This is a genomic window from Marinitoga sp. 1197 (genome assembly GCF_001021165.1).
Taxonomy (GTDB): domain Bacteria; phylum Thermotogota; class Thermotogae; order Petrotogales; family Petrotogaceae; genus Marinitoga.
This window is the reverse complement of sequence record NZ_AZAY01000015.1, coordinates 48,879-73,140: the sequence shown is the minus strand read 5'-3', so window position 1 is coordinate 73,140 and position 24,262 is coordinate 48,879. Positions and strand designations below refer to the sequence as shown.

25 protein-coding genes and 1 tRNA gene are annotated in these 24,262 nt (G+C 27.6%); 11 read left to right on the top strand and 15 right to left on the bottom strand.

Features of this window, described 5'->3' with window-relative positions:
• Positions 1-80 precede the first annotated feature (80 nt).
• The 6 genes from X275_RS04715 to X275_RS04690 form a co-directional block, all read right to left on the bottom strand.
• Complete coding sequence (locus X275_RS04715; protein ID WP_047267769.1) at positions 81-656, bottom strand: TetR/AcrR family transcriptional regulator; 576 nt, start codon at positions 654-656, stop codon at positions 81-83.
• A gap of 206 nt (positions 657-862) precedes the next feature.
• On the bottom strand, positions 863-2,158 hold the full coding sequence (locus X275_RS04710; RefSeq protein ID WP_047267768.1) for an extracellular solute-binding protein: 1,296 nt from the start codon (positions 2,156-2,158) through the stop codon (positions 863-865).
• A gap of 67 nt (positions 2,159-2,225) precedes the next feature.
• Entirely contained in the window at positions 2,226-2,789 is a 564-nt protein-coding gene (coaE, locus tag X275_RS04705; protein WP_047267767.1) for a dephospho-CoA kinase, read from the bottom strand.
• Positions 2,786-4,153: a glucose-6-phosphate isomerase gene (locus tag X275_RS04700; protein ID WP_047267766.1), complete on the bottom strand. Its 1,368-nt coding sequence runs from the start codon at positions 4,151-4,153 to the stop codon at positions 2,786-2,788. Before X275_RS04700 ends, coaE begins: the two co-directional genes overlap by 4 nt.
• A gap of 27 nt (positions 4,154-4,180) precedes the next feature.
• Positions 4,181-4,693, bottom strand: coding sequence for an adenine phosphoribosyltransferase (locus X275_RS04695; protein WP_047267765.1), 513 nt, complete (start codon positions 4,691-4,693; stop codon positions 4,181-4,183).
• 139 nt (positions 4,694-4,832) lie between these two features.
• Positions 4,833-5,039, bottom strand: a complete 207-nt coding sequence (locus X275_RS04690) for a hypothetical protein (protein ID WP_047267764.1) — start codon at positions 5,037-5,039, stop codon at positions 4,833-4,835.
• A 77-nt stretch (positions 5,040-5,116) separates the two neighbouring features.
• Here X275_RS04690 and X275_RS04685 point away from each other — a divergent pair.
• Both X275_RS04685 and X275_RS04680 read left to right on the top strand, forming a co-directional pair.
• Positions 5,117-5,193: transfer RNA gene (locus X275_RS04685), tRNA-Ile, on the top strand.
• A 231-nt stretch (positions 5,194-5,424) separates the two neighbouring features.
• Complete coding sequence (locus X275_RS04680) at positions 5,425-7,221, top strand: PQQ-binding-like beta-propeller repeat protein (protein WP_047267763.1); 1,797 nt, start codon at positions 5,425-5,427, stop codon at positions 7,219-7,221.
• 24 nt (positions 7,222-7,245) lie between these two features.
• On the opposite strand, the gene X275_RS04675 is transcribed toward X275_RS04680, so the two are convergent.
• The 8 genes from X275_RS04675 to X275_RS04640 all read right to left on the bottom strand — a co-directional run bounded on the left by X275_RS04675 (position 7,246) and on the right by X275_RS04640 (position 14,248).
• Positions 7,246-7,674: a hypothetical protein gene (locus X275_RS04675; protein WP_047265588.1), complete on the bottom strand. Its 429-nt coding sequence runs from the start codon at positions 7,672-7,674 to the stop codon at positions 7,246-7,248.
• A gap of 115 nt (positions 7,675-7,789) precedes the next feature.
• Complete coding sequence (locus X275_RS04670) at positions 7,790-9,157, bottom strand: aspartate ammonia-lyase (RefSeq protein ID WP_047265590.1); 1,368 nt, start codon at positions 9,155-9,157, stop codon at positions 7,790-7,792.
• A 10-nt stretch (positions 9,158-9,167) separates the two neighbouring features.
• On the bottom strand, positions 9,168-10,376 hold the full coding sequence (hydF, locus tag X275_RS04665) for a [FeFe] hydrogenase H-cluster maturation GTPase HydF (RefSeq protein WP_047267762.1): 1,209 nt from the start codon (positions 10,374-10,376) through the stop codon (positions 9,168-9,170).
• A 14-nt stretch (positions 10,377-10,390) separates the two neighbouring features.
• On the bottom strand, positions 10,391-11,491 hold the full coding sequence (gene hydE / locus X275_RS04660; protein WP_047267788.1) for a [FeFe] hydrogenase H-cluster radical SAM maturase HydE: 1,101 nt from the start codon (positions 11,489-11,491) through the stop codon (positions 10,391-10,393).
• A gap of 18 nt (positions 11,492-11,509) precedes the next feature.
• Positions 11,510-12,925 carry a [FeFe] hydrogenase H-cluster radical SAM maturase HydG gene (hydG, locus tag X275_RS04655; RefSeq protein ID WP_047267761.1) on the bottom strand — a complete coding sequence of 472 codons (1,416 nt, stop codon included), beginning with the start codon at positions 12,923-12,925 and terminating at the stop codon, positions 11,510-11,512.
• A gap of 9 nt (positions 12,926-12,934) precedes the next feature.
• Positions 12,935-13,183, bottom strand: coding sequence for a TM1266 family iron-only hydrogenase system putative regulator (locus tag X275_RS04650; RefSeq protein ID WP_047267760.1), 249 nt, complete (start codon positions 13,181-13,183; stop codon positions 12,935-12,937).
• A gap of 185 nt (positions 13,184-13,368) precedes the next feature.
• On the bottom strand, positions 13,369-13,725 hold the full coding sequence (locus X275_RS04645) for a class II SORL domain-containing protein (RefSeq protein WP_047267759.1): 357 nt from the start codon (positions 13,723-13,725) through the stop codon (positions 13,369-13,371).
• 13 nt (positions 13,726-13,738) lie between these two features.
• Complete coding sequence (locus X275_RS04640; RefSeq protein WP_047267758.1) at positions 13,739-14,248, bottom strand: rubrerythrin family protein; 510 nt, start codon at positions 14,246-14,248, stop codon at positions 13,739-13,741.
• Positions 14,249-14,512: 264 nt separating this feature from the next.
• On the opposite strand from X275_RS04640, the gene ruvB reads away from it, so the two are divergent.
• Genes ruvB through X275_RS04600 form a run of 8 tightly spaced genes read left to right on the top strand, consistent with a single transcriptional unit; the run spans position 14,513 to position 22,227 of the window.
• Positions 14,513-15,532, top strand: coding sequence for a Holliday junction branch migration DNA helicase RuvB (gene ruvB / locus X275_RS04635; protein WP_047267757.1), 1,020 nt, complete (start codon positions 14,513-14,515; stop codon positions 15,530-15,532).
• A gap of 1 nt (position 15,533) precedes the next feature.
• The gene (locus tag X275_RS04630; protein ID WP_047267756.1) at positions 15,534-16,232 is read left to right on the top strand and encodes a YggS family pyridoxal phosphate-dependent enzyme; all 699 of its coding nucleotides are present in this window, start codon (positions 15,534-15,536) and stop codon (positions 16,230-16,232) included.
• 5 nt (positions 16,233-16,237) lie between these two features.
• Entirely contained in the window at positions 16,238-16,537 is a 300-nt protein-coding gene (locus tag X275_RS04625; RefSeq protein WP_047267755.1) for a YggT family protein, read from the top strand.
• A 6-nt stretch (positions 16,538-16,543) separates the two neighbouring features.
• Positions 16,544-17,371, top strand: coding sequence for an NAD(+)/NADH kinase (locus tag X275_RS04620; RefSeq protein WP_047267754.1), 828 nt, complete (start codon positions 16,544-16,546; stop codon positions 17,369-17,371).
• Positions 17,368-18,093: a phosphate signaling complex PhoU family protein gene (locus tag X275_RS04615; RefSeq protein ID WP_047267753.1), complete on the top strand. Its 726-nt coding sequence runs from the start codon at positions 17,368-17,370 to the stop codon at positions 18,091-18,093. The genes X275_RS04620 and X275_RS04615 overlap by 4 nt, the downstream gene beginning before the upstream one ends.
• Positions 18,094-18,096: 3 nt before the next feature.
• Positions 18,097-20,361: a YjgP/YjgQ family permease gene (locus tag X275_RS04610; RefSeq protein ID WP_047267752.1), complete on the top strand. Its 2,265-nt coding sequence runs from the start codon at positions 18,097-18,099 to the stop codon at positions 20,359-20,361.
• A gap of 48 nt (positions 20,362-20,409) precedes the next feature.
• Positions 20,410-21,546, top strand: a complete 1,137-nt coding sequence (locus X275_RS04605; protein WP_047267751.1) for a hypothetical protein — start codon at positions 20,410-20,412, stop codon at positions 21,544-21,546.
• A 15-nt stretch (positions 21,547-21,561) separates the two neighbouring features.
• Positions 21,562-22,227, top strand: a complete 666-nt coding sequence (locus X275_RS04600) for a uracil-DNA glycosylase (RefSeq protein WP_047267750.1) — start codon at positions 21,562-21,564, stop codon at positions 22,225-22,227.
• A gap of 71 nt (positions 22,228-22,298) precedes the next feature.
• Here X275_RS04600 and X275_RS04595 read toward each other — a convergent pair whose 3' ends face one another.
• Positions 22,299-22,673: a Rid family detoxifying hydrolase gene (locus tag X275_RS04595; RefSeq protein ID WP_047267749.1), complete on the bottom strand. Its 375-nt coding sequence runs from the start codon at positions 22,671-22,673 to the stop codon at positions 22,299-22,301.
• A 246-nt stretch (positions 22,674-22,919) separates the two neighbouring features.
• On the opposite strand from X275_RS04595, the gene X275_RS04590 reads away from it, so the two are divergent.
• Complete coding sequence (locus tag X275_RS04590) at positions 22,920-24,200, top strand: ABC transporter substrate-binding protein (protein WP_047267748.1); 1,281 nt, start codon at positions 22,920-22,922, stop codon at positions 24,198-24,200.
• Positions 24,201-24,262 lie beyond the last annotated feature (62 nt).

Sequence of the window (24,262 nt, the reverse complement as noted above, 5' to 3'; positions counted from 1 at the left end):
TTGATTACAAATATTTAAACCTAAATATAATCGCAATTCTATATTTTATAAAAAAATAAAAAAAGAGGAATTACCATTCCTCATTTAAATCCTTTTATATCTGGCAACTCCTCTTTCTTATTGAAGAAATTCTTTAAATTTTCCAATTCAGAATCTAAAATATTAGGATTAACAATAATTTTAAAACTTAAACCTATTAAAAATGTTTTGATTAATTCCGTTGTATTTTCTATATTTTCCAAACCTATTTCATGCATCTTTAAAAATTCTTTTATTGTATTGGTAAAATTCATATCAAGCAATCTCGCTTTTCTTGAAACTTTTTTTTGCCTATATGGATAAGTCAATATTTGAGAAAAGGCTATCATATATTTTGGTGGAGTATATATTCTTCTAATTTTTTCTTCAGCAGTCATAGTTCTTTTTTTAAAAAATTCATTTATCCAATCTTCTAAAATACTTTCACCTGTAGCAACTAATGCACCATCTTTGGATCCGAAATAATAGTGTAAAGAAGCTATCGTTAAATTAGACATCTCAGAAATATGTCTGGTAGTTGCTTCAGCTATTGATTCTTCCGTTATTATTTTAATTATAGAATCCATTAAATTTTCTTTTCTTTTTGCTCTTAATGTTGGATTTGGCCTTCTTGCCATAAAAATTAACCTCCTTTTTATCATTTTATAAACAAATTATATCATCATTTTATATCATTGTCAAATCACCTGATATATTAATGTAGTTAATTTTTTGCAACAAAACAGTTTCTAAATATTCTCTAAAATTTTAAAAAGGGTGTCCAAAAAGTTTTATTAGTTCTTTTTACAGTTGATAATAAAAAAAGGCGCTTTCGCGCCTTTTTTTATTCTGCTAATTCTTCATTTTCGACCAACAAATTTTTAATTTCCTCAATCATCCTATTATATGCATCTTCAGCAGTAATCTTGTCATATAAGAAGTCACTTGTAATAGTACCTAATGATTTTCTAATATCATACCATGCTGCAGGTTTTGGATCCGGAACAGCTGTTTTCAATGAATTCAATGCTATTACAGGTTTTTCATCATTTGCCACATATGACTTCCATTGTGGTGTCTCAACAACATCTTTTCTAACAGGTACATATCCTGTATTTACTGCCCAATATGCCTGATTAACTTTATCTAATAAAAATTTCATAAACATCCATGCTGCCTGTTTTTGAGCTTTTGATGCCCATGCAAACATTATCAAATCTGTTCCTGCTATTGGTGAATGAGGTACTCCATCAACAGAAGGTAATGATGCCCATGTCCATTCATATTTCCCTTTTATTGATTTTTCTACATATGGTTTTCCTGCTATTGTCCCCATATACATTGCTATCTGTCCATTTCCAAATGGATCATTTAAATATCCTCCTTGCACAAATGCAACCTCGTCTGTTTTTAATTTTTTCATGAAGTTTAATGTTTTGATTGTTAAATTTTTATCCAAAACGATTTTCCATTTTCCATTACCTGCATAATCTAATACTTTTCCATTCATTGCATACAAAAATGTTTGAAAATCATCTACAGTAGTTCTATATCCTAATCCGTATTGATCTATCTGACCATCGCCATCAACATCTTCTGTTAATTGTTTTGCTACTTCATATAACTCGTCCAATGTTTTTGGTGGTTCTACACCATATAAATCAAACAAATCTACGTTATAATATGCTGTATATACACTTTTATTAAATGGAATTGAATAAATGGTATCTCCCCATACTGAAATATCTTTAAATACTTTGTATATCTGATTTTCCCATACTTGTTTAAATTCTGAATCCCCATATATAAACTTATTTAATGGTTCAACTATTCCTTCACTTTGAAGGTATTTTGATGTCCAGTTTGAATATGCCTGGGCTATAACTGGCAAATTATCTCTTGTTCCTTCATTATATGCAACAACTGTACTCAATAATTTCCTTGATAATGCACCGTAATTACCCACATAAACTGGAACGACCTCAACATACGGATTTTCTCTATTAAATGCTGCAACTAATTCCTCTAACGTTTTACCATGTCCCCCACCCATAGCATGCCAGAATTCAACTTTAATTTTTTCACCAAAAGAAAAAATCATAACAAACAACAATAAGGCTACCAAAAGCAATTTTTTCACCTATAACACCTCCTGAATAGATTTGATGAACATGATATTATACTACATGAAACATAACAAAATCAAATTAAATTTTTTCAAGTATTTTTAATAATTCCTTTTTAATTACATCTAATCCATTATTATTAATTATTTTAAAGTCATATTTATATTTTATATCTTTCTGAGCTAACATTATATTTTTAGCTTTTTCAACAGATATTCCCCTTAACTTTGTTAATCTTTCCAACCTATTTTTTTCTGACGACTCAACAAATATTATATAATTGCATATTTTATCCAGTCCTATTTCTTTTATCAATGCTCCATCTATAAATATTTTCTTTGCGTTTAAATTTTTAATTATTTCTTCTACTTGTACCTTTATTTTCGGATGGGTAATCGAGTTTAGTATTTTTAATTTATTTTTATCTTCAAAAACTTTTTTTGCCAGTTTTTTTCTATCTATCTCACCATTTTCGAATATATTTTCTCCAAAATTCTTCTTTAACTTTTCTTTTACTTCGTTATCTTTAAGAACTTCATGTCCAATTTTATCCAAATCGAGAACAATATAGCCAAGATCCCGAAGAATCCTGGCTACCGTACTTTTTCCACTACCAGCATAACCTGTTATGCCAATAATTTTCATAATATAAACTTTTCCTTTTTTTCAAATTTTTCTTTTACTTCATTTGCAAAATTCTCATAACCTTCTCTACCCATCAAGGCATATGTAACTTTTTTACCAAGTTCAACTCCAGGTTGATCATAGGCATTTATTTCGAGTAATTTTCCCATTATAGCTGTCTGAAACTCATAAACAAAGAAAAACTGTCCTACATTAAATGCGTTTATTTCCGGAAAAACAACTTTCATATTTGGCTTTCCGTGTTCTGTTAATGCATATTCTGTACCAAATAATTCTGTGTTTAATAATTCGGATAATGTTTTTCCACCTAGATATGAAAGAGTTGAAAATTCTTCATGTATTTTGGGTATTTTTATATCTCTTTCAAACTTTTCTAACTTTATAAATGTAACCACTTTATCATCAGGACCTTCATTATATAATTGTACTTGAGAGTGTTGATCAGTTGCGCCCAAAGCTTTAACAGGAGTTTGACCTACGTTCACTACTTCTCCATTAATATTATATTTTTTTCCTAAGCTTTCAGCCCACAATTGTCTATACCAATCTGCTAATAATAACAATTTGTTTGAATATGGCATCATTACCGAAATATTATACCCCTTTTTATAATAAAGAAAATGTAATAATGCATTTAATGCTGCTGGATTTTCATAAATATTTTTATTAGATACTTTTTCAAACATTGCCTTGGCACCATTTATTAAATCTATTATATCTATTCCTCCTGCTAAAGCAGATAATAATCCCACAGGAGTTAAAACACTGAATCTTCCACCTACTTCTTGTGGAATTTCTAATGTTTCGATTCCCTCTTCTTTTGCAATTTTTCTCAAAATACCATTCTCAGGATCTGTAGTAAATATTATATGTTTTTTCGGATCTAACCCATAGCTCTCAATTATCCCTCTTGCAATTAAATAATTAGACATTGCCTCTGCAGTTGTTCCGGATTTTGAAATAACATTAAATAATGTCTTATGTGGGTTAATCTGATCTAAAATAGATGCAACAAAATCAGGATCAACATTATCAACAATAAATATTTTGGGAGTTTTTTTATTTTCCATATAATTATAATTTAATGGGTTTAATGTGGTTTGCAAAGCAATATTACCAAGAGCAGATCCACCTATCCCTAAAACTACAAAACTTTCAAATGACTGAATCCATTCCTGAATATCAAGTATTTTATCTAAATATTTTGTGTTTTCAAGTAAATTTATAAAACCAGGCTTTTCATCAAGAATTTCTGAGATTATTTTCTCTATTTTTTCTTTATATTCATTTATTTCTTCATATTTGATTCCTTTATCTATATTGGGAAAAAACATATTAGTAAAATCAAATTTTATTCCTTTCATATTACCCCTCCCATAACTGAAATGATATTAATAAGTTAATATACTTTCAACTCTTAAATTTGATAATTTTTCTCTTGGATTTAAAAAACTCAATTCAATTAAACATAAAACACCTGAAACTTCTGCTTCTAATTTTTTTACCAATGTTTCTATAGCCTGAATTGTACCACCTGTCGCCAAAACATCATCTACAACCAATACTTTTTCACCTTTTGATAATGCATCTTTATGCATCTGAATTTTCGCTTCACCATATTCAAGTGAATAAGAAACTTCAACTATATCATATGGCAATTTTCCTGGCTTCCTTATAGGAACCAATTTTTTCCCTAACTTGTAGGCAAGAGCTGATCCAAATAAAAAGCCCCTCGCTTCTGGAACTAAAATTGTGTCAAAATCTAATTTTTCCACTTTTCTTGCCATTTCATCTATTACTTCTCTGAATGCAGCAGGATTAGCGAGTAGAGGTGTTATATCTTTAAATATTATACCCGGCTTTGGAAAATCCGGTATATCTCTAATATACTTTTCAAAGTTCATTTTTATTCCTCCTTAATTTTTATTGACACAGGTATTTTACCATATTTTTTTTAAAATACAATATATATACTTAATATTTATTTCGAAGAACTACCTCTGCTTACACAAAACTTAAAAGTTTAAAAAATAAAAAAGGCCTCTAATTCGGCCTTTTTTTATTTTTAATATTATACGATAAGAAAAAAACTATTTTCTTTTCTAATTCTATTAGAGTTACTTTATTACCTTCTTTTAGTGTTTCAAAAGCAGCTTTTAAAACAAGAAGTCTTGGATATTTATTTAATGTTATTTTAACTGGATCAAGTTTATTAAAGTTTTCTTTACTTTCAACATCTAATGTTTTCATTTTTTTATCACTCCCTTCAAAAAAAACACTTGACAAAAATAAAATTAGATGTTATAATCTAATCGCTTAAGTTAATTGGGCTCGTAGCTCAGTTGGTGAGAGCTTCCGGCTCATAACCGGGAGGTCGGTGGTTCGAATCCACCCGAGCCCACCAAAACGACGGGGTGTTTACCCCGTTTTTTTATACCCATTTATTATTTTAATATATTTTATTTTTTTTGTCAAGTTTTTTCAATTTTTATGTTAATTTTTTAAATCCATATTGAAAAATATATTTTCCAACAAGAATAATATATATAAATTATTCACTTCCCTTTTTTATTCATATAATTTTATGATATAATATTAATTAATCGGGTGATATATTAATAAAAGGGTGGTGTTTATGAATAAAAAGTTACTTTTAATATTAATTTTATTTAACTCATTGCTTTTATATGCCGTAAGAATCATTCCTATATCGGGCAATATTATAGAAGGAAAGTTACTTTCAATAAACAATTCACAATTTTTTTTAAAGGTAAATAATAAGGTAACTAAATTACCTATTTCCGAAATAAAAACTTTTGAATTTTCTGATGATGAAAAAGAAATGATGTTTTTTTCATTAAACAATAATTATACATTCAAAGGTTATTTGCTTCAGATAGAAAATAATATCTTTATTTTCAAAAACGATGATAAGTTTTTTTATATACATAAGAATGATCTAAAAATAATAGTCACAAAAAGAAGAATTATTTCCAGTATAATAGCTACTGATTTTGGAAGGTTTTATTTTACGCCTGTAAAAATTATTTCGAATAAATTATGGACTATAAAAACAAGATATGGTATCTTTTCTTTACCTATAAATACTATAAAATCATCTTTCAGACCAGATATTTCAAGTATTAATAAAAATATTGTATATTTAACAAATGGAGACTATTTCTTTTATAACTCGGTATCTATAAAAGATTCCTTATTTGATTTTTCTATATATAATTTCAATATAAATATTCCAAAAGAAAAAATATTATTTTTAAAAGATTATTCATATATTCCATTGAAAATTTCTTCTGAAAAAAAATACAGACTCAATATAAATGGAAATAATTATTTTTTAAATAACTACAAAATTTATGATAATAAAATTTTTCTGGATAATATCGTTATTGAAAACCCGAAAATTAACTTTATATCCAATTCTATAATAAATTTATTTGTTATAAATGATGTTTTTTATAGCGGAGTTTCTATTGATGAAGAATATTTTTACGCAATTGGATATTCAAAAAAACTGTATGAATTTGATATATCCCACGGAATACATCATACATATAATTTAAATTCTTATTCTTATGATTTTCCTGTAATTTATGATAATAAAATATTTATATCCGAATTCAGAAATAATTTAAGCATTATCGATAAAGAAACTAACAAAATAAAATATCTAAAAGTTGATAATCCATATTCTGGAGTTACTATTTTTAATGAAAAAGATTATTTGTTGCATTTATGGTCTGAGAAATTATTATTAATTAACGATGAAAATATATTATATTCATATAACGTTATTACATCAAAAAGAAGTCCTTTGATTGATTACGAAGGATATATTATTGATCTGGATATTGGTGGAAATTTATATAAGTTTGATAGCAATTTAAATATTGTATTTTATATAAATTTAAATGGGAAAACAGATTATTTTAATATTGATAGTATGAATAATATTTATATTTGTGGCCCTGATAAAAACTTTACTGTTTTAGACAAAAATGGCAAATTACTATATTCATATGAATTAGACAATATTCCTTATTCATTTCCTCTCATAGATGAAAAAAATAAAATAGTTTATGTCGCATCAAAAGATACATATTTATATGCTTTGAAAAATGGAAATATTTTATGGAAGAAAAAAATAGGATATGTCCCTGGAACTGGAGTTTTGACTGAAAAATATATTATCTTAAATACATTAGATCAGGATATTTTATTTATAAATAAAACAACAGGTGTTGTGGAGAAAAGTTTTAACCTGGGATATGGTGCAACTCTATCGATGGATAATAAAGGTTTCTTATATTTCGCTTCTTCAAAAGGAATTGTTGCTATTATTGATGTTAATGATTTTGTTTTAAATCAATATAAATTTAATCCAAAACATACGGGAAATCCATATATAAAATAAAAAAGCCCATTACGGGCTTTTTTATTAAAATATTAATCCACCATTGTTCCCTTTGTTATTTTTTTTCATTTGTTCCAATTGATTTAATAAATCCGGAGAAGCTATACTAATATCCGGGCCTTCCGCCTGTTGAAGCATTTGTTTCAATTGTTCTTCATATTCCTTCATTTTTTTCTTCATTTCTTCTAAATCGATTTTTATCCAATTTAATATATCCTTAGACATTTCTTTTGCCTTTTCTTCAGGCAATTCTAAGCTTTTCCCTTCTAATTCTGTATGGGCTTTAAATTCATCTTTAATAGCATCCACCAGATTTTCTTCTGTTAATAATTCATTTTTATATAACACTCTTAATGCTATATTAGTTCTGAATTTTAAATCCTCTAAAGACATTTCTAAACCTTCTAATTTTGCCATAATAACATTTATAAGTTGATCTAAAGACACCTGCATCTTAAAACCTCCCTTTCTTTTCTCAATAAATTATATAAATACTTCTTTAAATTACTATTTCTTTTATTTCATAAATAATAATTTTACTTATCTTTTTATGTTATAATAAGGAACATCAAAAATTATATCCTAACCCTGCTGCTTTATGTGATTTTAATTTTTTCATTATTTCTGTATAATCCATATTGTGTTTTTCCGATAGTTCTCTTACGGTTTTTTCAAAATCATAATCATTTTTCTTAAGCATTATTGAAACTTCATCATATCCAAAAACGTCTATTAACGGTGTTATTAAAGTAAATGATTTTGCAAGGTTTTCTTTACATTTTGATTCATCCGGTTCTATTAATTTTATATAATTTTTTAAAGATATAACTGCATTTTTTAAAAATTTTATTGATTTTAATGTGTAATGAATTATCAATGGTGTAAGATGGTTTAATTCTAAATTCCCCAAACTGGACGCAGTTGTTATTAAGTTATCAAAAGAAATTACACTCATTGATAATTGAACCACATATTCTGGAATTACAGGATTTACTTTTCCTGGCATAATTGAACTTCCTGCTTGAATTTTTGGTAATATTATCTCATTTATTGCATTTGAACCTAACAATCTAATATCATTGGATATTTTTATTAAATTCACAGCTAAAGATTTTAATAAGCCACTAATTTCTGAAAAAACATCTAAATTTTGAGTAGTATCTATAAGATTTTCTGCTTTTGCTATTCCTATTTTTGTAATTTCCCTCAATTTGTTTGTAATTTTCAAAATATAATCTTTTGGTGCAGATATACCCGTACCTATGGCTGTTCCTCCAATATTAACGCTTCTTATTCTTTCTTCTACTTTATATAATCTCCATCTATCTCTACTTAATGCGTCAGCCCAGGCCCCAAATTCCTGCCCCAATAAAATAGGGACCGCATCCATTAGCTGTGTTCTTCCTATTTTTCTTATCTTTATAAAATCCTTTTCTTTTTCTTGAATCTTATCCTGAAGTTTAATTATTTTTTCAATTAATTCTCTTAAATCCTTTATAATTGCTATTTTTCCTGCAGTTGGAAAAACATCATTTGTTGATTGATGCATATTCACATGATCCAAGGGGTTAACTATATATTCTGATTTTTGCCCTCCTAAAATTTCTGTAGCTCTATTTGCAATTACTTCATTTATATTCATATTTATAGACGTTCCTGCTCCTCCACTTAAAGGATCTACAATTATCTCTTTTTTTAATTCCGGCCATTCTTCACAACTTTTAACTATTGCCTCTGATATCTCCTTATCTAAATATCCTAATTCATAATTAAGTATAGCCGCTGATTTCTTAACCATAAACATTGCCCAAATGAAACTTTCACTAAAAATTTCACCTGTTTTAGGAAAATTCTTTAAAGCCCTATGTGTATGTATTCCATAATAAACATTTTCAGGAATCAGAACTTCTCCAATAAAATCTTTTTCTACTCTCATAATCCACTCCTTATACTTTTTTTAATTCTGGAAAAATGTCAAGTGCTCTATTTAATACACCGTGTAAATAAGATATTATTACCCCGTAATTTACTATTGGAATTTCATACATCTTTGCTATATTTATTCTCCTTAACATACTTTTTCTGGTAAGTGTACATCCTCCACAATGTATTATTAGTTTTGCATCTCTAACAATTTCATAATCTGGAAATTCTGTGCCAGCAAAAAATTCTATATTTAAATTTATACCCAGATGGTTGGTAAGCCATCTTGGTATTTTTACTCTTCCAATATCCTCTGTTAAAGGTCTATGAGAACATCCTTCCATAATAATAATTTTATCATTTTCTTTTAAATTTTCAATTGCTTTTACACCTTCAGATAAAATTGCCAGATCACCTTTATGTCTGGCTTCTAAAATTGAAAATGTTGTTAAGGGAATATCTATGTCTATATCAGAAACAACTTTCATTACACTTTGTGAATCTGTCACTACAAGATCTGGTTTTTGATTCAATTTCTCTATTGTATATCTTAACTCTCTTTCTTTTGTAACTATTACAATTGCTTCTCTATCTAATATTTCTCTTATTGCTGTTACCTGAGGCATTATTAATCTTCCTTTTGGTGCCCCTAAATCTATAGGTACTACTAATACTATTAACTGCCCTGGTTCAATTAAATCGGCTATTAACGGGACTTCTTCTAAAGGCGGTAAAATCATAGCTATTTTTTCTTTTAATCTTTCTATATTCTTTTTCTCTTTTGCCGAAATTTCAATAATTTCTTTTGTATATTTTAAATATGATTTCTTAATAATATCAATATTTTTTATTTCATCTATTTTGTTTATAACCACTAAAAAAGGAATATCAAGTTTTTTGAAATTATCTATCAGCATTTTTTCATATTCAGAAATATTATCAGTTACAACCAATAATGCTATATCTGCTTTATACAAAGCTTTACTTGCTTTTTTTACTCTTTTTTCACCAACTATTCCAGTATCATCAATACCCGGAGTATCAACCAATGTTACCGGTCCTAAAGGTGCAAGTTCCATACTTCTATAAACTGGATCTGTCGTTGTGCCTGGCATATCGCTTGTAATTGCAACCTCTTGATTTAATATTGCATTTATTAACGTTGATTTTCCAACATTTCTTTTACCGGTAATTGCTATATATTTTCTATATCCTTTTATTGCCGAAGCCATAGCTTTCCTCCTTATTAACTATTTAATAATGGTAATTTTCTTAATGTATATGGTGGAATTCTTAATCCCATATTAACAATTTGTCTGGCAGTATCTAATAAATCAACTTTTATCTTTTCATCGTATATATTATAATTTTCTCTATATTTATCAGGTGTTAAATTAACCATAATAACATTACAGCCACAATTAAGCGCTTTAAATTGATATTTTCTATCTATTGTTCCCAAAGCTGTTGTTGCTGGCATCTGAGCATATGGTATTGCTAATCTCGTTGCTGCATATGCATTTAAAGTTAATTCTGCAGAACCATTTTTATATTCTTCAAGTGGTGTATTATGTGTTGCGATAAAAGGACCTATACCTATCATTTTTATATTATGGTTTTTCATGAATATTATATCCTTTGCTATATCTTCAATCGTCTGACCAACAAGACCTATAATATTCCCAGACCCGGTAATATATCCTAATTTTACAAGATAATCCAACAATTCTATTCTTTTATTATAATCTTTATCTGGATGTATATTTTCAAATAGGTTCTTATTAATCGTTTCATGTTTTAATAAAACCTTTGAAGCTCCTGCTTTTCTAAACCTTTCATAAGCTTTTTTGCTTCTTTCTCCTATAGATATAGAAACCGCTGTTTTTAATTCATGGTGTATTTTATAAATCAAATTCTCTAACTCTTCATCACTATAATAATCATCTTCCCCAGATTGTAATATTATAGTGGTCAACCCCATGTTCACTCCATTTCTTGCTATTTCAAATATTTCTTCTGAAGGGATTCTATACCTTTTTACCTGCTTATTTTGCGCTCTTATTCCACAATAATAACAACTTTTTTTACAGTAATTGCTAAATTCTATTACTCCTTTCAAAGTTATTATATCTGTATTTAATCCTTTGTTAACAATATCTGATATTTTAAAAATTTTTTCTCTTTGACTTTCATCTTTTAAAGATAATATCCATAATATCCTTTCATAATCTAACGTTTGATTTTCTAAAAAATAATCTATAATATTTTTTATTTCATCAGGCATCTCTAATCTTATATTAGTTAATTTTTCATATACTCTTTCAACTCTCTTTGATATTATAATCACCACCTAAAAATATAAATCTTAAAAATATAAATCTCTTTCTCCATTTTTAACCTTTTCTATTTTTTCAAGTAATTGTTCTTTCAATGGATTATTTTTCATATTTTTTATTTCTTCTTCTATTCTTCTAATACCTATTATTTTTGTTTTTTCAGGTGCATAATCTTCTATATATTCTAAAAATGTTAATATTGCATTTGGAGTACAAAATCTTTTCACAAAACCTGGAATAGCAAATTCCATAAAATGTTCTCCTGTTCTTCCAAGTCTATAACATCCTGTACAAAAAGATGGCAAATAACCTTCTTCAGCTAATTCCTCAATAATTTGATCTAATGTTCTATTATCTCCTAATAAAAATTGACTTCTTTTTAATTTTTCATCATCACTTTCATGATAACTCCCAACACCAATTGAAGATCCACCATCAATTTGAGAAACTCCAAATTTCATTACTTCATTTCGTATTTTTACCGGTTCGCGTGCTGTTAAAATCAACCCTGTATAAGGTACCGCCAATCTTAATATTGCTACTAATTTTTTAAAATCATCATCTGAAACTGTATATGGAGGCCTTTCAGCAAGAGGCGTATCTAATGCTGGTTCCATACGAGGAAAAGATATAGTATGCGGACCAACATTAAATCTTTCTTCAAAATGAATTGTATGATATAATAATCCCATAGCTTCAAATTTCCAATCATATAACCCAAATAACGCACCAATTCCTACATCATCAAGTCCTGCCTCAAACGCTCTATCCAAACCATACAATCTCCAGTGAAAATTAGATTTTGGACCACTTAAATGATATTTTTTATATGTTTCATAATGATACGTTTCCTGAAATATTTGAAATGTACCAATCCCTACTTCTTTAAATAATTTATAATCTCCAACTGTCTGAGGTGCTGCATTTACATTTACTCTTCTAATTTCACCCTTACCTACTTTTGTTTCATAAATAGTTTTTATTGTTTCTGTCATAAATTTAGCATCATATTTAGGATGTTCCCCAAAAACCACTATCAAACGTTTATGTCCTTTGGTTTCCAGCGCTTTTACCTCTTCAACAACTTCATCTAAAGACAGACTCCTTCTTTCAATATGTTTATTGGTAATTCTAAATCCACAATATTGACAATTGTTTATACATTCATTACCTATATATAATGGAGCAAATAAAACTATTCTATTACCATATATTCTCCTTTTTAATTCTCGCGCGCCTTCAAATACTTCTTCCAATAAATCTTTATTTTCTACATTAAGTAATGTTGCCATTTCTTCTGGTTCAAGCCTATTTTTATTTAATGACTTTTGAATGATTTCTCTTACTTTTGCTGGATCAGGATTTTTAGTTTTCTCCAATAATTCAGATATTGTTTCCTGAGGAATAAATGATTTCAAACTATCTTTATCTTTAATATAAAACATACTATCACCTCATATCTTTAATGTTGTTGTTTTTACTTTAACAGATTCTATCTGCCCAATTTTCCCGGATAATGCTCCTAATTCGTCGGTCGTCATTTCAACAACCAAAAATATTATCGCTACATCTTTCTCTCTCATTGGATATCCTACTCTTAAAAGTATTTTTTCTCCATAATTGTGTAAAATATCACTTGCTTTTTGGTAAGCCAACTCCCTGTTATACACTATTATAGATACTGTACTAATTTTATTTTCCATAAAAAATCCCCCTTCCTTATATAACATCAAAGGAAGGGGAATATTATTATCCCGTATTATTTCCCCTCCCTTGATGTTAGGATTACTCCCTTCATCTCAGGAGAAATTATTCACTTTATATGTGATTATTATAACAAATGTTTATTACAAAAATATTAAAAAGGAATAGCCAGACGGCTATTCCTTTATTCAACATCAATTACTTTTTCTGATTCCCAAAGCCCATGTATATTACAATACGAATGAGCTATTAATGTTCCTTTTTTTGATAATTTTACATAAGTTAATACATGTGGTTCTGTTACTGATGGACCAAACTCAAATCTTCCTAAATGAACTGTATTTGGGTCATTTTCATAATGAATATATAAATCTATCCAGGATATATGATGCTCTACTGTGTTAGGGTGTGGTATATCCTTTCCAACTTGAATTTCAATTTTAAATAATTCATCAGCTTTAACTTTTTCTGGAGCATCTATTACAGGTACATGTTTTTCATTTTTAAAATCTGCACTTTTAATTACATCACCTAATTTCATTTTTTTCACCTCACTAAAATTCTTTAAATTTTTCTTTTGAAGCACCACAAACTGGACATTTATCCGGAACTTCATCAAATGTTGTATATCCACATATTTCACATATAAATATTTTTTTATCTTCTAAATCTTCATTTTTTTCTAAATATTCTTTCGCCTCTCTATACATTTTTTCATGTATCTTTTCTGCTTCCAAAGCAAAATGAGCACTTCTTACTGCTTCTTTTTCTTCCTGAAACTCTGATGAATTTTTATATACTGGATACATCTCTTCAACTTCAAAATGTTCTCCAGCAGCAGAATCTTCTAAATTAGCATCTATAGCTCCTAAATATCCTAAAGCCTTGAAATGGTTTCTTGCATGAACAAATTCAGCATATGCTATTGCTCTCCATAATCTCGCCAAATTTTCTTTCCCCTGTGCTTCAGCATCTTCTGCGTAAATTGAATATTTCATATGTGCTTTTGATTCTCCACAAAATGCATCTTCTAAAAACTTCCTTGTCATTTCTCTTTTCACCATATTTCCACCCCCTATAAAGTTTATTACAAAATTAAAATTATTACAGAATAAGTATATATCTTATAATTTAACTAATTGTTTCTTTTAAGTAAATTATCAGTTAACCAAATTAATTTAAAATTAATTTTGTCAGAATCGAATTTTTACCTTTATTTTTTCTATTATTTTATAAACTATTATGATTTTAAAATAAATGTATGTTATAATAATATGAGACTTATAATAGAGAAACTTATAAGAAGCATTTATAATCGGAGGGAATTTATGGATGATAGAATATTGGATCCAGCAGAAAAAAATGAGGAAAATACTATAATAAACCTCAGACCACAATATTTAAAAGAATATATAGGTCAGGAAAAAGTTAAAGAAAAATTAAAAATTACTATTAACGCAGCAAAAGAGAGAAAAGAACCTCTTGATCATATTTTGTTGGCTGGACCTCCGGGGCTTGGTAAAACCACATTGGCAAATGTTATAGCAAATGAAATGGGAGCCAATATACAAATAACAAGTGGACCAGTTCTGGAAAGAGCTGGTGATTTGGCTGCTATTTTAACAAATTTACAAAATGGCGATGTTCTATTTATAGATGAAATACATAGAATAAATAGATCAGTCGAAGAAATTTTATATTCTGCTATGGAAGATTTTCAACTGGATATTGTCATTGGAAAAGGTCCTGGAGCCAGATCGATAAGAATTGATCTTAATCATTTTACTTTAATTGGTGCAACTACAAGAACAGGATTAATTGCGGCACCATTGCGAAGTAGATTCGGAATAATAATGGAAATGAATTTTTATCCTCCAGAGGAATTAAAAAATATAATAATAAGAAGCGCAAAATTATTAAATGTGAAAATAGAAAAAGACGCTGCTTTGCTTATAGCCATGCGTTCAAGAGGAACTCCCAGAATTGCAAATAGATTATTAAAAAGAGTTCGTGACTATGCACAGATAAATAATAACGGTATTATAGATATAAATTCTGTTGAAAAAACAATGACATTACTTGAAATAGATAATGAAGGTCTGGATGATATGGATAGAAGAATATTGAAAACTATAATAAATTTCTACAATGGAGGCCCTGTTGGTTTAAAAGCTTTGGCTGCTTCTCTTGGTATTGAAAGCGATAGTATTAGCGAAGTCTATGAACCATATTTGCTTCAAAAGGGGTTTTTAGTAAGAACACATCGCGGAAGAATGATAACTGAAAAAGCTTTAAAACATCTTGGTTTTTCTTCAAATAAAAAATTATATTCATTATGGGGGAAGTAATATGGAATTTATTATTGACAATTTAAAAACCATAAAAACTAATATTAAAGAACACTCTAGTAAATTCAATAGAAATTTTGAAAATATTAGATTAATAGCAGTTTCAAAAACTTTTCCTATTCAGTATATAAAAAAAGCATATGAAACAGGTATTAAAGATTTTGCAGAAAATAAGGCTCAGGAATTAAGAAATAAAGCCGCAGAATTAAAAGATTATAACATTAGATGGCACTTTATCGGTAGAATTCAAACAAATAAGATTAAATATATTGTACCAATTTCAGAATATATTCATTCTGTTTATAGAGAAAAAGAAATAAAAGAAATAGATAAAATAGCAAAAAAATATAACAAAATTCAAAAAATATTAATAGAAGTAAATATTTCCGGTGAAGAAACAAAAGGCGGAATTAAACCTAATGAATTAAATGAATTTTTAAAACAAGCAGAAAAATATGAAAATGTTAAAGTGGTTGGTTTAATGACAATGGCTCCTTATACTGATGATCATGATACTATAAAAAATGTTTTTTGCGAGTTAAAAAATTTAAGGGACTCTTTTATAAAAAAATTCCCTGATTTAAAAGAATTATCAATGGGAATGAGCAATGATTATGCTATCGCTATTGAATGTGGCTCTACTATGTTAAGAATAGGTTCTCTTATTTTCGGAAAAAGAAATTACAATCCAGGAGGTTGATAACTTTGTTTATATTTGGTAATTTATTTTATGCATTGGCAGTAGTTTTAAGGATTGTTATAAATTTTTTTGAAATTTCAATAATTATCTCAGCGTTATTTAGCTTTATATCATTTAATTATCATCATCCTATTAGGCAATTTTTTGATTCAATATCAGAAATTATAGAAAGACCTATTAGAAGATATTTAAATCTAACCTTTGGAATGTTTGATTTTACACCATTTGTTGCTATATTACTATTAGTTTTACTGGATAATTTCCTTGTCACAACATTATTTGATCTTGCCAGACTATTGAGGTGATATTTTGTGAAAGCTATTCTATTTTTTAATCCTTTAAAAGCACGAAAAGATGAAATTCAAGAACAATTTTTTGATATATTTCATAATAATGATATTGAAATCTTAAAAATTATGCCTGCTGGCTCTGCGTTAGCTGATAATTCTTTATATCAACAGGCTGATATATTTATTGTTTTAGGTGGAGATGGAACAGTATTAAGAGTAGCAGAACTCTCGGCAGAAAATTCTGTACCTATTATTGGTATTAATTTAGGTACATTAGGATTTTTAACAGCCTATGATAGTACAGAAATAGAACAGGCCGCTAAAGATATATCTTCTAATAATTTACACTATTCAGATAGATATCTACTGGAATGTTATGTTGGTGGAAAAAAACTTATATCTCTAAACGATATTACAATTCAAAAAAGTCAACCAATTGGAACTGTTGATATTGAAATACTGATAAAAGGAGAAAGTGTTTTAAACTATTCTGGAGATGGTGTGATTTTATCAACTCCAACTGGTTCTACAGGTTATGCTTTATCTATGGGAGGACCTATTATAGAACCAACATTAAACTTGATAACCATAAATCCACTTGCTTCCCATTCATTAAATATTCGACCTCTGGTAATTTCTCCAGATAATTATATTGAAATTATTATACATCATATTGATGCTGGAAATGCTTATGTTACTGTCGACGGTGATATTGTACACAGAATAGAAGCTGGAATGGCAGTTGTAGTTTCTTCATCAGAAAAAAAAGTAACTCTTGCCCAAAAAAATGATTATTCTTTTTTTAAGGTATTAAATAACAAATTGGGTTTTGGAAGGAGAATTATATGATAGAATTATTATCTGAAAAAACTCAAAAAGAAGTTATCTCTTTTCACAATGAAATATTAAAAATGGGAAGACTTGTTCAAGGAATGTTTTTAAAATTCAAAGACGCATTTTTTGAAAAAAATGCTAAACTTTCTAAAGAAATAATCAAACAGGATATGAGAGTTGATTTTATCGAGGCACGCCTTGAATATAAATCAATGGAAATATTAGCAACAAATAATTTATATGGAATTTACTTTAAAGTTGTTTTTTTAGGAAATAAGATAATTGGAATTCTCGAAAACATGGCTGATCTGTGTGAAACTATGGCTAAAAATAATCTGGATTTGTTATCCTATCCAAATTCAATAAACCCTTATCAATTTGAAGATTTATTTGATATATCACAAAATATGTTAGGTGAATCTTTAAAACTATTTTCCAATATCATTGAAAACAAGAACACTCATATTACAAGAGAATCCATTGAATTAGCTAAAATAATTTGCAAAACAGATACAGAAGTTGATGCACTATATAATGCATTTAAGAGAAACCTTATGGGGAAAGCTCGAAAAGACAATTTTAGATCTATTATGGCTAATATAGAGATATTATCGAATTTAGAAAAGTTTTCTGACTTAACAACAAATATTGCAGAATATTCAATATTTATCCTTACTGGAGATAGGTACAAATGTAGTAAAGAAGGGTTTGATATTTTTTATTCTTTGGGGGAATAATTGATGATAAAACTAATAAAATATATATCAAAAGAATTTATATCCCCTTTCTTTATGGGATTAATTGGATTTATTATTTTTGTAAGTGTTGAATTACTTTATCAACTTTCAGATATAATCGTTAGAAATAAAGTTGGAATTGATAAACTTTTTATCTTAATTGCATATCATATACCTTACTTTTTGGTTATGGGTATTCCTGTTGGAATACTTTTTTCTATATTCTGGGTATTATCAAGACTTTCAAATGATAATGAAATAATTGCTTTACAATCATTGGGGATACCTTCAAAAAGAATTGTTATTCCTTTTCTTTTTTTGGCTTCTATCCTATCAATTATAACTTTTTCACTTTATGATACAATTGTTCCAAAATCAAATATGAAAGCAAAAGAAGCCATTTCAAAATATGTATATAAAAATGTTGAAGCAAATATCGAAATGAATAAATTTGTTGAAGTGGAAAAAAATAAAAAATATCTTTATGTTAGAAAAATTGACAAAGATTCAGGAACATTATATGGACTTTTGTTATATGAAATAGATTATGCCAAAACTACAGTATTCCATGCAGAAAAAGCATTTAAAGATAAAGATAAATGGTATATGGAAAATGGAAGAATTTTCAGACTCACAGATGATGGACTGCTAAAATTAGATATTACATTTAAAAAATTGGAATTAGACATATCAAAAAACGTTGAAGAATATCTCAGATTTTCAAAAAGTCCTAATGATATGACAACTAATGAATTAAAACATAAAATTGAAATTACTCAAAAATTAGGTGGCGATGCTTCCGCACTAATAGTTGGATATCAGGAAAAATTTTCTAATTCAATCGCACCAATTGTTATAGCTCTGTTAGGCGTGGCTCTTTCGCTTTTTATAAATCTTAAAAGTAAATCCTGGAGTGTAATATCCACATTTGTTCTTGTTGTTTTTTATCAAGGTTCAGGTGCCTGGCTAAGCGCATTAGGAAAAGAGAAAATATTAAATCCTTATCTTGCACCATGGCTGCCAAATATATTTTTTGGCATTGTTGGTATTACGTTATTTACACTTTTAGACACAAGGGTTGCATATAAATTGATAGAACCTTTAAAACGGATTTTTGGAACAATTATAATATTAATAGTCTTAAGTTCCCATGGATTTTCAGAAAAAGTATATATAGACTCATCTAATATTAGTATTGAAGGAACAAGAATTACTTTTGAAGGTAGTACTACAATAAATTACAAAGATTCTATAATAAAAGCTGAAAAAGGATATGGCATATTAAATAATGAAAATAAAATAATAAAAGCCAATTTATATGGTAAAGTTATATATATATATGATAAAAAAACAATTGAAGCTTCTGCAATGACAGTAAATTTTGAAAGTAAAGATGTTGTATTAAATAATACCTATTCCATAGAATCATTTAAAAATAAAAAAAAGAAAAATGTTAAAATAAGGGTTTGGTCAGAACTTTCTGAAAAAAAAACTGATGAAAAGGTTATTTTCTCAAAAAAAATTAAAATTACAACTTGTAAGAAATGTGTGACTTATTATATCAAAGCCTCTCATGCAACAATATATCCCGAGCAATTTTTAATTGCCAGGGATGCTACTTTAGAATTTTTTGGAATTCCTGTCTTTTATTTTCCATTTTATTTCCAGAGTTTAGCTGGAGAAAAAGATGCTCCTTTTATCGCTGCTTTTGCTTTTAAAGAAGATACTGTGAATATTTCTATAAAGATAAACCATACCTTTCAGAATGGTTCAGAGCTCTCTTTTTCACAGGAATATGCAAGAAATGTTAAGAAAGATACAATCTCGCAAAGCCTCAGTTATAATTATAAAATACCTTTTGTTTTAGGAACATTAGCTATATCAAATAGTATTAAAGATAAAGCATTTTCGAATCTTAATTTTACTTTATCCAACAAATTAAAAAAACTTGATTTTTCAGCTATATTATCTCATAATTTTTTGTATAATTCCGATAAATTATCTATCAATTTCAAAAATATTGAAACTAATTTAGGAAAATTCTCAATTTCATCATCTTTATCATGGAAAAATAGAAAAATATCAAATATTAATTTTTTAAATCTCACAACTCCTTCCTTGTCAAAAAAATATAAAAAAACTTTTTTTAAATTAAACACAACAAAAATAAAAATCACAGGTCCTGCTACCAAAATATTTGAAGCATGGAAAGAAAAAAACGTTTCAATAAACACATCCTTTGATTCAAAAATATACCAGAAAAATTAAAAAAACACAATAAAAATTACTTATTCCAGCTATTTTCAAAAAGATATATTGAAAAACTATAACCTGTATATAAAAAATGATATCACAGATAAATACAAACCTTTGCAATATAATAAAGGCCTTTTTTATTTTGACAGTACAATAACCCCAGAATTAAAGTTTGCATTTAAAAACAAATATCCAAATAATATATATAATTATTTCTCTTATGGCATAAAATCAAACTTTAAATCAAAACTTTTTATATTTCAATATGGTATTTCAGATTATCAATATTATAGAGTTTTAGTAAATGAGCCAAAGTGGGTGTCAAACCCAGCAACTCACACAAATAAGCTTACAGATTTTATGGGAATAGAATTTAATCTAAATTTTTTTAAAACAAAAAATCACTTTGATTTAAGATATAATAGAACATTTGATTTTATGCAAAAAAATCCTGAAGAGCAATTTTTAAATCATTTTTTTACAACAAAATACACTTTTAAACATGAGTATATTAATATCGAAAACAATACTAAAACTTCACTTGAAAAAGAATCATTTGAGTTCATAAGTACAAATTTCAATGGATATATTAAAGTGTCTTTATTAAAACACTACTATCAGTTTGATTATAATCATAAAGATATTGAAAATCCTATAATCATGATAAAAAATAAAGATGAAATTATATTTAGTAAAAATAAAATACAGATAAATTATGATTATTATTTTAAAAAAGAAACCTTTAAAGAAACTATACCGGAAATAAAAACAAAATATTTATTATATGATTCATATGGAGGAAAATACGAAGGAAATATAAATTTCTTTAATCAATACAAAAATATACACTATGATTTAAAATACAAATCAAATAAAGCAGAAAAATCACTTACTATAAATCTTGATTATGATATTGAAAATGAATATTTAAAAACAGGTATAGGATACGACACATCATCAAAATATGATTGGGCAAAAATATCTTTCATTTATGATATTAAAAATAATGTCTGGAACTTTACCCAATTTGAAATAAACAAACAAATAATATGCTGGTCAATCTATTTTAAAGGAGATGTAAAAATGCTTCCACAGTTTTCTTTAAAAAGTTTTGAATTAAAATTTTTTATTACAGATATACCAGAAAAATCTTTTGGATATACAGAAGAAAAGGGCATAGACATAAACTTTTTCTAAGGCGGTGGTGTACTTATGATAAAATCAGAAAACTTAGAATTAATAAGTGAAAGAATAAAAAACTGCAATAATTGTTCATTAAGTTTATCAAGAACAAATGTTGTAATTGGTGAAGGAAATGTGAATTCACCAATCATGCTTGTTGGAGAAGGACCTGGTGCAAACGAAGATCTGCAAGGAAGACCTTTTGTTGGAAGAGCTGGAAATTTACTAAATAAATTATTAAAAGATATTGCAAAAGTGCCTAGAGAGCAATTTTATATTACCAACGTTGTAAAATGTCGCCCTCCAAAAAACCGGGTTCCAACAACCGACGAGATGGAAAAATGCAGTCATTTTTTAATCGCCCAAATAGAGGTAATAAAACCGAAAATAATTGTAGCTTTGGGATCAACAGCATTAAATTATTTTTTAAAGCAAGTTGTTCCAATAACGAAACATAGAGGTCGATTTAAAGAATGGTATGGAGGAATATATATTTTTCCAACATTTCACCCCAGTTATTTGCTAAGAAACAGAAGCGAAAAAGAAGGTTCACCTTTATTTTATGCTAAAATTGATATGCAAGCAATAGGATATATGTATAATCAATTAACTTCAAAAAATAATTTAGATTTAAAAAAACTAATAGAAAAAACCGAAAAAGGCATAATAGCTGCTGAAAACAGAGTAAATAAATAATATTAATCATAATGCTGCTCAAAAATTTATATACCATAATAAAATTAATAGTCAAACGGATATCCGTTTGACTATTCTTCTGCTATAACTTCTATTTCTATATCTGCACCTTTTGGCAAAGCAGCAACCTGAACAGCTGCTCTTGCTGGTTTATGTCCCTCAAAAATTTCAGCATAAACTTCATTAAAGTCACTAAACTTCGATAAATCTGTCATATAGGCATTCACCTTAACCACTTTATTAAGACTGCTTCCAGTTTCTTCCAGAATATTTTTTATATTAGTTAATATAACTCTGGTGGCTTTTTTTATATCTCTCTGTATAAATTCACCAGTTTCTGGAATAATAGGTAATTGACCTGATACAAAAATAAAGCCATTACTCTTTACAGCAGTAGAATATGGCCCAACAGCCTTTGGAGCATTTTTTGGATTTAATAATTCCACTTTAATCCCCCCTTCGATTTAATTTTTCAAAATAATTATACCATAAATTTATTATATACCTTCTTTTATTTTAAAAAATTTAGAAATATTTCATTAATAGACTTTAATCTGCTTAAATTTATTCTTATCATTATTAACCGCTTTTTTTTCGATTGATAAAAAATTTTTTTTATTGTATAATTATAAAGAAAATTTTCTTTATAATTATTTTTTTAAAAAAATAATTCTTTATAAGGGGGTATTGGCATGAAAAAGATTATTGTATTAATGTTAGCCGTATTGTTGGTAACTTCTATTTTTGCAAAAATTACATTCTGGACAACTGAGGTTGAATCGAACAGAATGCAAAGAATCAGAGCATTGGCAACTATTTTCAAAGCTCAAACGGGTATTGATGTAGAAGTTGTTCCTGTAGAAGAAAATGATTTATTAAAACAAATACCAATTGCAAAAAATGCCGGAACTTTACCAGATGTATTAGAATCTGGAATTGAACCAATGATTTTGTTAGGATCACAAAATTTCTTAGATGAAGATTTATCAACAAAAATAATTAATGATTTCGGTGATATTTATAGTGGTGCTGCAAAATTATTGAGTAACGGAAAAGATAAATTTTATGCAATTCCTTTCCATGCATGGGTTCAAGGAATATGGTATAGAAAAGATATGTTTGTTTCACAAGATTTAGGGGATCCTATAACTTGGTATAATATAGCTTTAGCTGCAAAAGTTTTAAACAATCCTCAAAAAGGTGTATATGGTATAATTTTACCTAAAAAAGCTGATGCATATGCCGAACAGGTATTTACTGAGGTTGCATTAGCAAACGGTGCAAGGCCTATTGATGAAAATGGAAATATAACATTTAATACTCCTGAAATGGTTGAAGCATTTCGTTTCTACAAAGAATTAGGCAAATATTCAAAACCTGGTTTTACGACTGTTTTAGATGCATTAAAAGGTTATCTAAATGGAGAAACTGCCATGATATTCTATTCAACATATATTATGGATGATATTGCAGTTGAAGAAGTACAAAAAGGAAGAATAAACAAATTCAATCCACAATTAGTTAAAAACACTGGATTTGCAAATAAGATGATAAACACAAGACCTACATCTTATGGACAGGTTGTTGCTCTTGGAGTTACAAAAAATGCAAATAAAGATGAAGTTGAAAAATTTATTAAATTCTTAATGTCAGATAAGAATTATGTTTATTGGGTACATATGGCACCAGGTGGAATGAATCCTACAAGAAAATCTGTTGCAGAAAGTGATGCTTTCTTAGATAATCCTGTATTAGAAAGATACGGAAAGGCTAAAATTGCTGAAATTATAGCTGCATTGGATTCTGTAGAAAGATTTGAATTTATAAATGGAAAAGTTATAACAGATATGAGTAAATTAAGCGCTAATTTCGTTATAGGTAAGGCTATTAATTATATGTTTGCTAATGATTGGACACCACAACAAACTGCAATGTGGGCTCAAAAAGAAGCAGAAAAAGTTCTGGGTAAATAATTTTGTATCAATTAATATTTTAAGTCTTTTTCATAAAAGGGGGAAGTATTCCCCCTTTTTTT